General features: G+C 71.5%; 12 protein-coding genes. 4 read left to right on the forward strand and 8 right to left on the reverse strand.

All coding sequences use genetic code 11. From position 1 onward, the window contains the following. Positions 1-67 precede the first annotated feature (67 nt). Complete coding sequence (locus VIG79_RS11810; RefSeq protein ID WP_331885807.1) at positions 68-1,003, reverse strand: acyl-ACP desaturase; 936 nt, start codon at positions 1,001-1,003, stop codon at positions 68-70. A gap of 76 nt (positions 1,004-1,079) precedes the next feature. Here VIG79_RS11810 and VIG79_RS11815 point away from each other — a divergent pair, with 76 nt between their 5' ends. Beyond that, entirely contained in the window at positions 1,080-1,973 is an 894-nt protein-coding gene (locus tag VIG79_RS11815) for a GNAT family N-acetyltransferase (RefSeq protein ID WP_331885809.1), read from the forward strand. Positions 1,974-2,052: 79 nt separating this feature from the next. On the opposite strand, the gene ilvD is transcribed toward VIG79_RS11815, so the two are convergent. The 3 genes from ilvD to VIG79_RS11830 all read right to left on the reverse strand — a co-directional run bounded on the left by ilvD (position 2,053) and on the right by VIG79_RS11830 (position 5,187). Further along, positions 2,053-3,762: a dihydroxy-acid dehydratase gene (ilvD, locus tag VIG79_RS11820; RefSeq protein WP_331885811.1), complete on the reverse strand. Its 1,710-nt coding sequence runs from the start codon at positions 3,760-3,762 to the stop codon at positions 2,053-2,055. An 18-nt stretch (positions 3,763-3,780) separates the two neighbouring features. After that, complete coding sequence (locus tag VIG79_RS11825) at positions 3,781-4,545, reverse strand: aquaporin (RefSeq protein WP_331885813.1); 765 nt, start codon at positions 4,543-4,545, stop codon at positions 3,781-3,783. 117 nt (positions 4,546-4,662) lie between these two features. After that, positions 4,663-5,187 (reverse strand): SixA phosphatase family protein, encoded by a 525-nt coding sequence (locus VIG79_RS11830; RefSeq protein WP_331885815.1) that lies wholly within the window; start codon positions 5,185-5,187, stop codon positions 4,663-4,665. A gap of 96 nt (positions 5,188-5,283) precedes the next feature. On the opposite strand from VIG79_RS11830, the gene VIG79_RS11835 reads away from it, so the two are divergent. After that, a complete protein-coding gene (locus tag VIG79_RS11835; protein ID WP_414672622.1) occupies positions 5,284-6,402 on the forward strand; it encodes a PLP-dependent cysteine synthase family protein in 1,119 nt (372 codons plus the stop codon). 8 nt (positions 6,403-6,410) lie between these two features. On the opposite strand, the gene VIG79_RS11840 is transcribed toward VIG79_RS11835, so the two are convergent. Further along, complete coding sequence (locus VIG79_RS11840; RefSeq protein WP_331885818.1) at positions 6,411-7,334, reverse strand: 2-hydroxyacid dehydrogenase; 924 nt, start codon at positions 7,332-7,334, stop codon at positions 6,411-6,413. 38 nt (positions 7,335-7,372) lie between these two features. Between VIG79_RS11840 and VIG79_RS11845 the strand changes: the two genes are divergently transcribed. Next, on the forward strand, positions 7,373-8,617 hold the full coding sequence (locus VIG79_RS11845; protein WP_331885820.1) for a PQQ-dependent sugar dehydrogenase: 1,245 nt from the start codon (positions 7,373-7,375) through the stop codon (positions 8,615-8,617). A gap of 65 nt (positions 8,618-8,682) precedes the next feature. Then, positions 8,683-9,372, forward strand: a complete 690-nt coding sequence (locus VIG79_RS11850; RefSeq protein ID WP_331885822.1) for a DUF937 domain-containing protein — start codon at positions 8,683-8,685, stop codon at positions 9,370-9,372. Between the two features lie 430 nt (positions 9,373-9,802). Here the strand turns inward: VIG79_RS11850 and gatB are convergent, their stop codons facing one another. From gatB to gatC, 3 genes are all read right to left on the reverse strand, one after another. After that, positions 9,803-11,344, reverse strand: a complete 1,542-nt coding sequence (gene gatB / locus VIG79_RS11855; protein WP_331885824.1) for an Asp-tRNA(Asn)/Glu-tRNA(Gln) amidotransferase subunit GatB — start codon at positions 11,342-11,344, stop codon at positions 9,803-9,805. Then, positions 11,341-12,819, reverse strand: coding sequence for an Asp-tRNA(Asn)/Glu-tRNA(Gln) amidotransferase subunit GatA (gene gatA, locus VIG79_RS11860; protein ID WP_331885919.1), 1,479 nt, complete (start codon positions 12,817-12,819; stop codon positions 11,341-11,343). The genes gatB and gatA overlap by 4 nt, the downstream gene beginning before the upstream one ends. Before the next feature lie 118 nt (positions 12,820-12,937). Next, on the reverse strand, positions 12,938-13,234 hold the full coding sequence (gene gatC, locus VIG79_RS11865; RefSeq protein ID WP_331885826.1) for an Asp-tRNA(Asn)/Glu-tRNA(Gln) amidotransferase subunit GatC: 297 nt from the start codon (positions 13,232-13,234) through the stop codon (positions 12,938-12,940). Between the last annotated feature and the right edge of the window lie 7 nt (positions 13,235-13,241).

The following is a 13,241-nucleotide window of genomic DNA, read 5'->3' on the forward strand; positions in this document are numbered from 1 at the left end:
CGTGTCGTGTCAACCGGCGGACACCCCCGTCTCAGCATCCGGCTGTCCGTCCCGCGGGATGGACGCCTCAGCTGATGTTCATGCGCGACTTCAGGGTGTCTCGCTTGTCCTCGAACCGGGCCGCCTGCTTGTCGAGGCCATCCATGAAGTTGGACAACTCCGTGCGCGCCGCCTCCCCCTCCTGCGACAGGCCTTCGAGCTCGAAGATCTTCCAGTAGCGCAGCACCGGCATGACGACCTCGTCGCGGTGCGAGCGCAGGTCGTAGATGCCGGCGACGGCCATCTCGACCGCCTTGCGCTGGAACCCGGGGATGTCGGAGCCGGGCATCCTGAACCCGGTGACCACCTCGAGGATCGCCTGCACCGCCTGGTCGGGCGCGAGCTCGATCGCGGCCTGCATGAGGTTCCGGTAGAAGACCATGTGGAGGTTCTCGTCAGCCGCGATCCGGGCGAGCAGCCTCTCCGCCATCGGGTCGTCGGTGTACTTGCCAGTGTTGCGGTGGCTGACCCGGGTAGCGAGCTCCTGGAACGAGACGTAGGCGAGCGAGTGCATCATCGAGTCGCCGTGGTCCGCGGAGTAACCCTGAGACATGTGGGTCATCCGGAACCGCTCGAGCTCAACCGGGTCGACCGAGCGCTTCACCACGAGGTAGTCGCGCATGGCGATCCCGTGGCGGCCCTCCTCAGCGGTCCAGCGGTGGACCCAGGAGCCCCACGCGTCGTCGCGCCCGAAGATCGTCGCGATCTCGTGGTGGTAGCTGGGCAGGTTGTCCTCGGTGAGGAGGTTGACGAGGAGCGCGTTGCGGGCGACCTCGCTCATCGGCGAGTCCTCAGGGGTCCACGGGTCGCCACCCATGATCCCGTCGAAGTTCCGCCCGTCGCTCCACGGGATGTAGTCGTGCGGGAACCACTCCTTGGCGACCTGGAGGTGCCGGTTCAGCTCCTTCTCGACGACCTGGTTCAGCTCGCGCAGCAGATCGGTCTCGGACCAGGTCGTCGTCATGGTCCCGAGGTTACGCCACCGTAGGTCCCCCTAAACCGGATGCGCGGCCGCTGGTTCGCCGCGACGCTGTGGCCCTATGGAGCTGCCCGCCGGCGTCACTACCCGAACGCTGCGCCCCGACGACGCGCGCGCCGTCTTCGACCTCCTGGTCGACTCGCAGACCCTCGACGCCGGTGAGCCCTCGGTCGACCTCGAGGACGTCGTCGGCGACTGGCAGCGACCAAGCTTCGATCTCGCCACCCACGCCGTCGGTGTCGAGGACGCCGGCCGCCTCGTCGGCTACGCCCACGTCGCGAACGGCCGGTACGCCGACGCCGTGGTCGCGTCGACCCACCGGGCACGGGGGATCGGGATGTGGCTGGCGGGCTGGACCCAGGCCGAGGCGAAGCGGCAGGGCGGGTCCATGGTCGGGATGCCGGTCCCTGTGGCCAGCGACGGTGACCACCTGCTCGAGCGGCTGGGCTACCACGTCGCCTGGACGTCCTGGGTGCTCCAGCTGGGCGACGGCGAGCAGATCGAGAGTCAGCCGCTGCCGGAGGGATATGCGGTCCGGCCCTTCCGCCCGGGCGAGGAGCACGCCGCATACCGGATCGTCGAGGACGCCTTCAACGAGTGGCCGGACCGCCAGCCGGTGGCGTACGACGACTGGGCGGCCCGGGTCGTCCGGCGGCCGGGTTTCGAGCCCTGGCACCTGCGCCTGGCGAGCGATCCGGACGGCGAGGTCGTGGGCGTGGGGTACGTCTTCGTCAGCGGGGAGTACGGGTACGTCCCGACCCTCGCGGTGCGCCGCGACCGGCGCGGGCTGGGCCTCGCGCGGGCCCTGCTCGTCGACTGCTTCGCGGTGGCGCGGGAGCACGGCGCGTCACGCTCCGAGCTGTCCACCGACTCGCGGACCGGCGCGCTCGGACTCTACGAACGGGTCGGTATGCGAGTCACCTCGACCTGGGTCCACCGCGCCGTCGCGCTCTGACCCAGCCACTGACGACGCCCGCAAGCCCGCAGGCCGCCCGCCCCTGGTCCGTCGAGAAGTGGGGGGCGGCGTCAGGCGGTCAGTCGCAGACGGCGCCCTTGCTGGCGCTGCCGACGAGCCTGCGGTACTTACCGAGGACGCCGCGCGGGTACTTCGACTCCGGCGGCGCGAACCCCTCCGCGCGCGTCGCCAGCTCCTCCGGCGAGACGTCGAGGTCGAGGGTGCCCCGGGCGACGTCGAGGACGATGGTGTCGCCGTCGCGCACGAACGCGATCGGCCCGCCGTCCACCGCCTCCGGCGCCACGTGGCCGACACACAGCCCCGTCGTCCCTCCCGAGAACCGGCCGTCGGTCAGCAGCAGCACGTCCTTGCCGAGGCCGGCGCCCTTGATCGCCCCGGTGACGGCGAGCATCTCGCGCATGCCCGGGCCGCCCTTGGGGCCCTCGTAGCGGATCACGAGGACGTCGCCCGCCTTCAGCGAGCCGTTCTCGACAGCGTCCATCGCGGCCCGCTCGCCGTCGAACACCCGAGCCGTGCCGGTGAAGACGTCGGAGTCGAACCCGGCCGACTTGACTACGGCCCCTTCGGGGGCGAGCGACCCGGTGAGGATGGTGATCCCGCCGGTCTTGTGGATCGGCTCATTCAGCGCGCGGAGCACCTTGCCGTCCGGGTCGGGCGGGTTGATCCCGGCGAGGTTCTCGGCGACGGTCTTGCCGGTCACCGTCAGGCAGTCGCCGTGGAGCAGGCCCGCGTCGAGCAGTGCCTTCATCACCACGGGCACCCCGCCGACGCGGTCGATGTCGGTCATGACGTATGCGCCGAACGGCTTGACGTCGGCGAGGTGCGGCACCCGGCTGCCGATCTTCCGGAAGTCGTCGATGGTCAGGTCGACGTCGGCCTCGTGGGCGATGGCCAGCAGGTGGAGCACGGCGTTGGTCGAGCCGCCGAAGGCCATGACGACGGCGATGGCGTTCTCGAACGCCTCCTTGGTCATGATCTGGCGGGCGGTGATCCCGCGTCGCAGCATCTCGACGACTGCCTCGCCGGACTTGCGGGCGAACCCGTCCCGCCGCCGGTCGGTCGCCGGGGGCGCCGCGGAGCCCGGCATCGACATCCCCATCGCCTCGGCCACCGACGCCATCGTGTTGGCGGTGTACATGCCGCCGCAGGCCCCCTCGCCGGGACAGATGGCCCGCTCGATGGCGTCGACGTCGGCGCGCGACATCTTGCCCGCCGCGCAGGCGCCGACGGCCTCGAAGGCGTCGATGATCGTGACCGTCTTCTCCGAGCCGTCCGAGAGCTTGGCGATGCCCGGGAGGATCGATCCCGCATACAGGAACACCGACGCGAGGTCGAGCCGCGCGGCGGCCATCAGCATCCCCGGCAGCGACTTGTCACAGCCGGCGAGCAGGACCGACCCGTCGAGCCGCTCGGCCATCATCACCGTCTCGACCGAGTCAGCGATGACCTCCCGCGAGACGAGGGAGAAGTGCATCCCCTCGTGGCCCATCGAGATGCCGTCGGACACCGAGATGGTGCCGAACTCCAACGGGTAGCCGCCCGCCGAGAACACCCCGTCCTTGACCGCGCCGGCCAGCCGCTCCAGCGACAGGTTGCACGGGGTGATCTCGTTCCACGAGCTGGCGACCCCGATCTGCGGCTTGGCGAAGTCGTCGTCGCCCATGCCGACGGCCCGGAGCATCCCTCGCGCGGCGGCCTTCTCGAGGCCGTCTGTGACATCGCGGCTGCGGGGCTTCAGATCGGGTGTCGTCGAGGTCGGGACCGTCATGGCCCCGAGCGTACGGCGTCAGACCTCGGGCACCGTCGCGCCGGTCGGGTCGACATCGCTCACGGGGACCGCGGTCTCGAAGAGCGGCGCGACAAGGGCGGCGATCGCTCCGCCGACCAGGGGGAAGACGATGAACACCCAGAGCTGGGTCAACGGCGTGCCGCCGTTGAACAGCGCGGGGCCGATGGAGCGGGCGGGGTTCACCGAGGTGCCGTCGAGCGGGATGCCGACGAGGTGGATCACCGTCAGCACCAGGCCGATCGCGAGGCCGGCGAAGCCCGGCGCAGCGGCCCGGCTGGTCACGAGGAGCACGACCAGGACCAGCAGGAAGGTCATGACGACCTCGATGACCATCGCGCCGCCGAGGCTGACGGTCTTGCCGTACTCGTTGGTGCCGAGGGCGCCGGTCTCGTCCGTCGCGCCGCCGAAGCCGGACACCATGAGCTTCAGCAGGGCGGCCGCGACGATGCCGCCGATGACCTGCGCGACCCAGTAGGTCACCGCCTCGCGCATGGTGATTCCCTTGCGCATCAACAAACCGAGCGTCACCGCCGGGTTGACGTGACACCCCGAGACCGGCCCGATGGCATAGGCGAGGGCGAGCAGCACGAAGCCGAACGCGACGGCTACGCCGAGCTTGCCGATGGTCTGAATGCCGAACACCGCGGCGCCGACAGCGAAGAAGACGAGGATGAACGTGCCGACCCCCTCGGCGAGCGCCTTGCGGGTCGTGTCCGGAGCAGGAGCGGTCGAACGGGTGGGGGCAGGAGCGGTATCGGCCATGGACTTCCCCGATTCTTGAGGCCGTCAGGATCGTGATCCGTTGCGTTCCGGAGTCTAGATGCACGGACCCCACCAGAAAGAGGAGTAACACGCCCGAATCGCGTCGCTCGCGCTGGGCTACCCGCGGCAGACGTGGAACCGCTCGAGGTCGCAGTCGCCGGCCGAGAGGTCCGGCCAGTCACCGGCGTACCGGAGAACGGCGAGCCCGCAGGTCGGGTAGCCCTCCCCCATGGCGACGTGAGCGTCGTGCGATCCCTGCCCGTCGGTGAGGCCGCTGGCGAGGTCCGGGATGGTCGGCGCGTGGCCGACGAGCACGACGGTGCGCACCTCCCCCGCATCCTCTCGGATCGTCTCGAGGATGCCCGATGTGCCGCTCTGGTAGACCGACCGCCGGTACTCGACGAACTCGGTATGCGCGCCGCCACGGGCCGCGAACTCCCAGGTCTGACGGGTGCGCCGGGAGGTCGAGCAGATGACGAGCTCCGCGACGATCCCCTCGTCGCGCAGCCACGTGCCGGCTGCCGCAGCGTCCCGGGCCCCGCGGTCGGTCAGCTCGCGGTCGTGGTCGGGCTTGCCCGGAACCTGTTCGGCCTTGGCGTGGCGCAGCAGGACCAGCGTGCGGTCGTCGCTGACTCGGCTCATGGGGAGAGCATCCTCCGAGCGCCCCGGCCGCACCACCGAGAAATGAGCGACCGGAGGATGCGGACTCGGGGGCGTCGGCGGTCCTACGCTCGCACCGTGGACGACGCGCCCCGCACCGGAGCCCGGACCGTTGTCGACGTGTCCGCACCGCGACCGGTCGACCGCGCCTGGGTCGACGAGGCGGTCCGCCGGATCACCGCTGACGCCAACCGGAGCGCCGACACCCACCTGGTGCACGTCGAGCTGCCCGACGGCTGGGACGTCGACCTCTACCTCAAGGACGAGTCGACCCATCCGACGGGAAGCCTCAAGCACCGGCTCGCCCGGTCACTGTTCCTGTACGCGATCTGCAACGGCGAGATCGGGCCGGGGACGACGGTCACCGAGGCGTCCAGCGGGTCGACGGCGGTGTCCGAGGCGTACTTCGCACGGATGCTCGGGCTACCGTTCGTCGCCGTCATGGCGCGGACGACCAGCCTGGAGAAGGTCGCGCTCATCGAGCGCGAGGGCGGGACCTGCCATCTCGTCGACGACCCCTCCGCCGTCTACGACACGGCGCGGTCCATCGCCAACGCGACGTCCGGCCACTACCTCGACCAGTTCACCCACGCCGAACGGGCGACCGACTGGCGCGGCAACAACAACATCGCCGAGTCGATCTTCGAACAGATGGGCCACGAACGGCATCCGGTCCCGACCTGGGTCGTCGTCGGTGCCGGGACCGGCGGGACGAGCGCGACCATCGGCCGGTTCGTGCGCTACCGGGCCCTGTCGACCAAGGTGGCGGTCGTCGACCCGGAGAACTCCGCGTTCCTCATGGCGTTCCAGGAACGCTCGACCGAGGGCGCGCGCGGGTCCCGGATCGAGGGGATCGGCCGTCCTCGCGTCGAGCCGAGCTTCCTGCCCACCGTCGTGGACCGGATGATCGGGATCCCCGACGCGGCGTCGATCGCGGCGATGCGGTACCTCCAGGACCGGACCGGGATCCGGGCCGGCGGGTCGACCGGCACGAACCTCTACGGGTCACTGCGGATCGCGTGCGAGATGCGGGCCGCGGGGCAGCCCGGGAGCATCGTCACGCTCATGTGCGACCCGCGCGAGCGGTACGTCGGTACCTACGCCGACGACGGCTGGCTGGCGTCACAGGGTCTGGACCTCGCGCCGTACCTCGGGGTCCTCGAGCGCGCCTGGACGACCGGCGAGTGGACCGGCTGACCGAGCCGTCAGGGTGAGACGACGCTCTCGAGCGCACGGCCCTCGGCGTAGGCCGCGAGCTGGCGTCGCACGAGGGCCAGGGCGCGTGGCCGGAAGGCCGTGCTGGCGCCACCGACGTGCGGCGACACGAGGACGTTCGGAGTCGACCAGAGCGGGTGGTCCGCCGGCAGGGGCTCGGGATCGGTGACGTCGACCGCGACCCGCAGGCGGCCGCTGGCCGCCTCGGCGAGCAGCGCGTCGGTGTCGGCGACCTTGCCGCGGGCCACGTTGACCAGGAGGGCGCCGTCCTTCATGGCCGCGAGGAACCCCGCGTCGACCAGGCCGGCCGTCGCGTCGGTGAGCGGGGTGATGACGACGACGACGTCCTGCTCCGGCAGCAGCGCCGGCAGCTCGTCGATGCCGTGCACCGCCTCGACCAGCTCGTCGCCGGTGCGGGCGCGGCGGGCGACCGCGGTGACGGTGGTCTCGAACGACAGCAGCCGCGCGGCGATCGCTCGACCGACCTTGCCGTACCCCACGACGAGCACCCGCCGGTCGGCCAGCGCCGGCCAGATCCGGGTGGGTAGCCAGTGGTGCCGGTCCTGGGCGCGGACGAAGTCGGGAACCCCGCGGATCGAGGCCAGGATCAGCGTGAGTGCGAGCTCGGCGGTCGACGCGTCGTGGATGCCGCCGCCGCTGCACAACGTCACCCCGCGCGGCAGGTGGGGCGTCACGTTGTCGTACCCGGCGGTCAGGAGCTGGACCAGCTCGAGCCTCGGTAGCGTCCCGAGCAGGTCGAGGCGCTGGTGCGGGTCGAGGTACGGCGGCACGACGACGGCGACCTCGTCGGCCCGCGGATGGGGTTCGTGGATGTCCCACGTGACCATCTCGAGGCCCGGGATCTCGCCGGTGTCCGCCACCCAGGACGCGTCCGGCATCGTCACGAGAGCCATGTGGCGAACCTACCGGGCCGCTCTTGCGTTGAGCCGGTATGCCTGGCGCCAACCCCCAGCCCCACGCCACGTCGCTCTCGCGCCGCGCCGTGCTCGGCGTCGGTGCCCTGGGGGCCCTGGCCCTCGCGGGCTGCACGTCCGGCAGCGGTTCTGGGTCCGGTTCCGGCTCGGGGGCCGACTCGGCGGCCGGCACCGCGACGAGCGGCACCTCGGCGGCGGGGTCGTCCAGCGCGACCGGCTCCACGACGTCGGCGACGTCGGCGACGTCGGGGACGTCGGCGTCCACTGGTGCCCGGGCTGCGCTCTCGGCACCGGTCGACGCGGCGACCGGGCTGCGGGTGCCGTGGAGCGGCGCGGTGCTCCCGGACGGGTCGGTCCTCGTCAGCGAACGGGACACTGCGCTGGTCAAGCGGATCCCGGCCGGGGGCGGCGCGGTCGAGACGGTCGGCACCGTCCAGGGGGTCGACGCCGGCGGCGAGGGCGGACTGCTCGGGCTGGCCGTCGACACGGCAACCTACGCGAGCACACCGGTGCTGTACGCGTACGTCACCGCCGGTTCGGACAACCGGGTGGTGACCATCGCCATGGGCGGCGGTCGCTTCGGAGCGCAGACGCCGATCATTACAGGTATCCCCAAGGGCAACATCCACAACGGCGGCCGGCTGAAGTTCGGCCCGGACCGGTTCCTCTACGTCACGACCGGTGAGACCGGACGGACCGGCAACTCGCAGAACCGGGACAGTCTCGGCGGCAAGATCCTGCGCGTCACGACGTCCGGCGAGGCGGCGCCCGGCAACCCGTTCCCGGGGTCGCGGGTGTGGTCCTGGGGTCACCGGAACGTCCAGGGGATCGCGTGGAGCGCGGGCGGCCAGATGTGGGCGAGCGAGTTCGGGCAGGACACGTGGGACGAGCTGAACGTCATCACGCCGGGCTCGAACTACGGGTGGCCGACGGTCGAGGGGATGGCGGGGCAGAGCGGGTTCATCGACCCGGTGCGGCAGTGGCACACGGACGAGGCGTCGCCCAGCGGCATCGGCATCGGACCGGACGGCGCGGTGCTCATGGCGGCTCTGCGCGGGCAGGCGCTATGGAAGGTCCCGGTCGGCTCCGACGGCTCGACCGGAGAGCCGGAGAAGCTGCTGGACGGGGAGTACGGGCGGCTGCGGGACGTGTTCGTCGGTCCGGACGGCAACGTCTGGATCATCACGAACAACACCTCCCGCGGACAGGTACGCGACGGCGACGACCGAGTCGTCCGGCTCCCGCAGTCACTGACCGGCTGAGCCCGTCCTACGCTGACGGGACGAGCCGACGACGGCCTCGTACGGGCGACGAAGGGGTGGGCCAGATGTCGGAGATCGACGAGATCCTCAGCCAGGTGCCGATGGACCAGGTGGCGGCCGCTCTCGGCGTCGACCAGAGCGAGGCCGAGGCGGCCACCCGTACGGCGATCCCGGCGCTGCTCGGCGGCATGCAGGCCAACGCCGCCGACCCGGCGGGAGCCGCGTCGTTGACCAGCGCCGTCGAGTCGCATGACCCGTCGGTGCTCGGTTCGGGGCTCGACCAGATCGACACGCAGGACGGCCAGCGGATCGTCCAGAACGTCTTCGGGGAGCAGACCCCCGACGTGATGGCGCGGCTCGGCGGGGCCACACCCGGCGAGGGGTCCAGCCTGATCCAGAAGCTGCTGCCGATCATCGCGCCGATCGTCATGGCCTACCTCGCGAAGAAGCTCCAGGGCGCCGCCGGTTCGACGAGCGCGCCGGCGACCGACGACCCGATGGGCGGTCTCGGCGGCATGCTGGGTGGCACGGGTGGTTCCGGGGGGCTCGGTGACGTACTCGGGTCGGTCCTCGGGGGTGGTGCGGCCGGCGGCGCCGCGGGCAGCCAGGGCGGCGGGATCGGCGACATCCTCGGCCAGGTGCTCGGTGGGGCTGGTGGCGCTCAGACGCAACCAGGAACGCCCGCGGGCCAGGGCGGTCTGGGCGACCTGCTCGGCGGCGTCCTCGGTGGACTCCTCGGCGGCGGGAAGCGCTAGCCGCGCAGCGCCCGGCTTCCACCACGGCGCAGGGCTGAGCTTCGCGCGCCGGGACGCTTCGAAACTGCGTAGTGCGTCCGGTCTGAAGCGGGAAGCGCGGTCAGGGAGTGAGCCTGGCGAGGACGATCTCCCGAACCTTCGTGGCGGCGGTGGCCGGTTGGATCAGTCAGAGTTGCGCGTCAGGGTGCGTCTGGTGTCGTCATGACAGCACCGGCCGCACCCTGACGCTGCGGGTCCTGTCGGGGGTCCTGTCGCGGGTCATGTCGCAGCCGGGGTCGTGATCACGACCTCCTGAGCGACATGACGTGCGACATGACGTGCGACATGACGTGCGACATGACGTGCGACATGACGTGCGACATGACCGCACACGCCCGGTGCGTGACGCCATCCCACCCGCGACGGCCACCAGGCCGGCACCCGCAGGCGGTCAGGGGGTGAGCTTGGCCAGGACGATCTCGCGCACCTTGGCGGCGTCGGCCTGGCCCTTCATCTGCTTCATGACCTGACCGATCAGGGCGCCGGCCGCCTGGACCTTGCCGCCGCGCACCTTCTCCGCGACGTCCGGGTTGGCCGCGATCGCCGCGTCGACGGCCGCCTCCAGCGCCGAGTCGTCCGACACCATCTCCAGGCCGAGCGCGTCGGCGACGGCGGTCGGCGAACCGTCCCCGGCCAGCACCCCGTCGAGGACCTGGCGAGCCATCGAGTCGTTCAGCCGCCCGGAGGTCACCAGCCCGTCCAGCTCGGCAACGAGCGCCGGGGTGAGGCCGGCCGACGTCGCATACTCGCCGACATCGACGCCCGAGGCACTGGCCCGCCGGGCCACCTCTCCACTCCACCACTTGCGCGCTCCGGCGGGCGTCGCACCGGCCGCGATAGTCTCCTCGACGATCTCGACCGCACCGGCGTTGGCGACGTCGCGCATCTCGAGATCCGTGTAGCCCCAAGCAGTCTGGAGCCGCTTGCGCCGCTCCCCCGGAGGCTCGGGCAGCGTCTGCCGCAGGGCCGCCACCAGCTCCGACGACGGGGCGACCGGCACCAGGTCGGGCTCGGGGAAGTACCGGTAGTCCATGGCGTCGCTCTTCTCACGCCCGGACGTCGTCACGCCGGTGTCCTCGTGCCAGTGCCTGGTCTCCTGGACGATCCGGCCACCGCCCCGCAGGATCGCCGCCTGGCGCGTGATCTCGTAGCGCACCGCCCGCTCGACCGACCGCAACGAGTTGACGTTCTTGGTCTCGGTCCGGGTGCCCAGCGGCACCGACTCCTGCTCGTCGTCCAGGCGCGGCCGCAGCGACACGTTGGCGTCGCAGCGCAGTGACCCCTGTTCCATCCGCACGTCCGAGACCTCGAGGGCGCGCAGCAGGTCACGCAGGGCACCGACGTAGGCCCGCGCGATCTCCGGCGCGCGCTCGCCCACGCCGGTCATCGGTTTGGTGACGATCTCGATGAGCGGGATCCCGGCCCGGTTGTAGTCGACCAGCGAGTGGTCGGCGCCGTGGATGCGGCCGGTCGCGCCGCCCAGGTGCAGCGTCTTGCCGGTGTCCTCCTCCATGTGCGCGCGCTCGATCTCCACCCGGTAGACCGACCCGTCCTCGAGCTCGACGTCGAGCCGGCCGTTGAACGCGATCGGCTCGTCGTACTGCGACGTCTGGAAGTTCTTCGGCATGTCCGGGTAGAAGTAGTTCTTGCGCGCGAACCGGCACCACGGCGCGATGGTGCAGTTGAGGGCCAGCCCGATCCGGATCGCCGACTCGACGGCCACCTCGTTGACCACTGGCAGCGCACCGGGCAGGCCGAGGCACACCGGGCATACCTGCGTGTTGGGCTCGGCGCCGAACCCCGTGGCGCACCCGCAGAACATCTTGGTCGCGGTGTTGAGCTCGACGTGGACCTCGAGCCCGAGGACCGGGTCGTATGCGGCGATGGCGTCCTCGTAGGGGAGCAGGGCCTCGCGGGCCTCGGTGGTGGTCATCGGGAGGCTCCCTTCGGAAGGTCGGGCGCGCGGTCGAGCAGTGGTCCACCCCAGCGGTCGAGCAGGGCGGCCTCGAGGGCCGCGCCGGCGGCATACAGACGGTCGTCCTGGGTCGCCGGGGCGAGGAACTGGATGCCGGTCGGCAGGCCGTCCTCGGGGGCGAGGCCTGTGGGGATCGACATCCCGGGCACGCCGGCGAGGTTGGCCGGGATGGTGGCGACATCGTTGAGGTACATGGCGAGCGGGTCGTCGAGCTTCTCGCCGATGGGGAACGCCGTGGTCGGCGCGGTCGGCGAGACGAGCACGTCGGCGACCTCGAAGGCGCGGGCGAAGTCGTCGGCGATCAGCCGCCGGACCTTCTGGGCCTGGCCGTAGTAGGCGTCGTAGTAGCCGGAGGACAGGGCGTAGGTGCCGAGGATGATCCGTCGCTTGACCTCCGGCCCGAACCCGGCGTCGCGCGTGGCGGCCATGACCTGCTCGGCGCTGGGGTCGCCGTCGGGCAGCACCCGCAACCCGTAGCGCATCGCGTCGAACTTGGCCAGGTTGCTCGACGCCTCGCTCGGGAGGATGAGGTAGTAGGCCGCGAGCGCGTAGTCGAAGCTCGGGCAGTCGACCTCGACGACCGTGGCGCCGAGGTCGACGAGCAGCTGGACCGACTCGTCGAACCGCGCACGCACCCCCGCCTGGTACCCGTCGCCGCCCAGCTGGCGAACGACTCCCACGGTCATGCCCTCGACCGACGCCCGCTGCGCCGCCTCGACCACCGGCGGCACCGGCGCGTCGATCGACGTGGAGTCCATCGGGTCGTGGCCGCCGATCAGGGCGTGCAGCAGTGCGGCGTCCAGCACCGAACGGGTACACGGTCCGGCCTGGTCGAGGCTGGAGGCCAGGGCCACGAGGCCGTAGCGGGAGACCCCGCCGTAGGTCGGCTTGACCCCCACCGTCCCCGTGACAGCGGCCGGCTGGCGGATCGAGCCGCCGGTATCGGTACCGATCGCGAGCGGCGCCTGGAACGACGCCACGGCGCTCGACGACCCGCCGCCGGACCCGCCGGGGATCCGCGCCAGGTCCCACGGGTTGTGGCTCGGTCCCCAGGCGGAGTGCTCGGTCGACGAGCCCATGGCGAACTCGTCCATGTTGGTCTTGCCGAGGATCGGCAGGGCCGCGGTGCGCAGGCGGCTGACCAGGGTCGCGTCGTACGGCGGCACCCAGCCCTCGAGGATCTTGCTGCCGCAGGTCGTCGGCAGTCCCCGGGTCGCCATGACGTCCTTGACGGCGATCGGCACGCCGGCGAGCAGGTGCAGGCTCTCCCCCGCGATGCGCCGCTGGTCGACGTCCGCGGCCGTGCGCAGGGCCCCCTCCGCGTCGACGTGCAGGTACGAGTGAACGGCGCCGTCGACCTCGGCGGTCCGGTCGAGGTGGGCTCGGGTCAGCTCGACGGAGCTGACCTCCTTGGCGGCCAGCAGGCTCGCCATCTCGCCGGCGCCGAGCCGGGTCAGGTCGGTGGTCACGTGTTCTCAACCCTCATGAGGTCCGGAGGTATGCGCGCGGCCGTGGCCCTGCGGCCGGCGCGACGCATACCGAGGTGGTCGGTCAGCTGTCCGCGTCGAGGATGCGGGGCACGGAGAACCGTTGCTGCTCCTCGGCCGGCGCGCCCGCGAGCACCTCGCGGGCGGTCAGGCTCGGCCGGACCTCGTCCGGCCGGGTCACGTTGGTCAAGGGCAACGGGTGCGACATCGGCTCGACGCCGTCGGTCGGCGCCTGCTGGACCACGGCCACCGAGTCGAGGATGACCGTCAGCTCTCCGAGCATCCGGTCCAGCTCTGCCTCGCTGAGGTCGATCCGGGCCATCGACGCGAGGTGCACGACGTCGTCGCGGGTGAGGGACATGGTGCGT

Origin of the sequence: Lapillicoccus sp. (assembly GCF_036559105.1) — a bacterium.
Lineage (GTDB): Bacteria > Actinomycetota > Actinomycetes > Actinomycetales > Dermatophilaceae > Lapillicoccus.

Bases quoted from the DNA above. Each gene is read 5' to 3' on its own strand.
- VIG79_RS11810 (WP_331885807.1), bottom strand. From the start codon at position 1,003: ATGACGACGACCTGGTCCGAGACCGATCTGCTGCGCGAGCTGAACCAG.
- VIG79_RS11815 (WP_331885809.1), top strand. From the start codon at position 1,080: ATGGAGCTGCCCGCCGGCGTCACTACCCGAACGCTGCGCCCCGACGAC.
- ilvD (WP_331885811.1), bottom strand. From the start codon at position 3,762: ATGACGGTCCCGACCTCGACGACACCCGATCTGAAGCCCCGCAGCCGC.
- VIG79_RS11825 (WP_331885813.1), bottom strand. From the start codon at position 4,545: ATGGCCGATACCGCTCCTGCCCCCACCCGTTCGACCGCTCCTGCTCCG.
- VIG79_RS11830 (WP_331885815.1), bottom strand. From the start codon at position 5,187: ATGAGCCGAGTCAGCGACGACCGCACGCTGGTCCTGCTGCGCCACGCC.
- VIG79_RS11840 (WP_331885818.1), bottom strand. From the start codon at position 7,334: ATGGCTCTCGTGACGATGCCGGACGCGTCCTGGGTGGCGGACACCGGC.
- VIG79_RS11845 (WP_331885820.1), top strand. From the start codon at position 7,373: ATGCCTGGCGCCAACCCCCAGCCCCACGCCACGTCGCTCTCGCGCCGC.
- VIG79_RS11850 (WP_331885822.1), top strand. From the start codon at position 8,683: ATGTCGGAGATCGACGAGATCCTCAGCCAGGTGCCGATGGACCAGGTG.
- gatB (WP_331885824.1), bottom strand. From the start codon at position 11,344: ATGACCACCACCGAGGCCCGCGAGGCCCTGCTCCCCTACGAGGACGCC.
- gatA (WP_331885919.1), bottom strand. From the start codon at position 12,819: ATGGCGAGCCTGCTGGCCGCCAAGGAGGTCAGCTCCGTCGAGCTGACC.
- gatC (WP_331885826.1), bottom strand. From the start codon at position 13,234: ATGTCCCTCACCCGCGACGACGTCGTGCACCTCGCGTCGATGGCCCGG.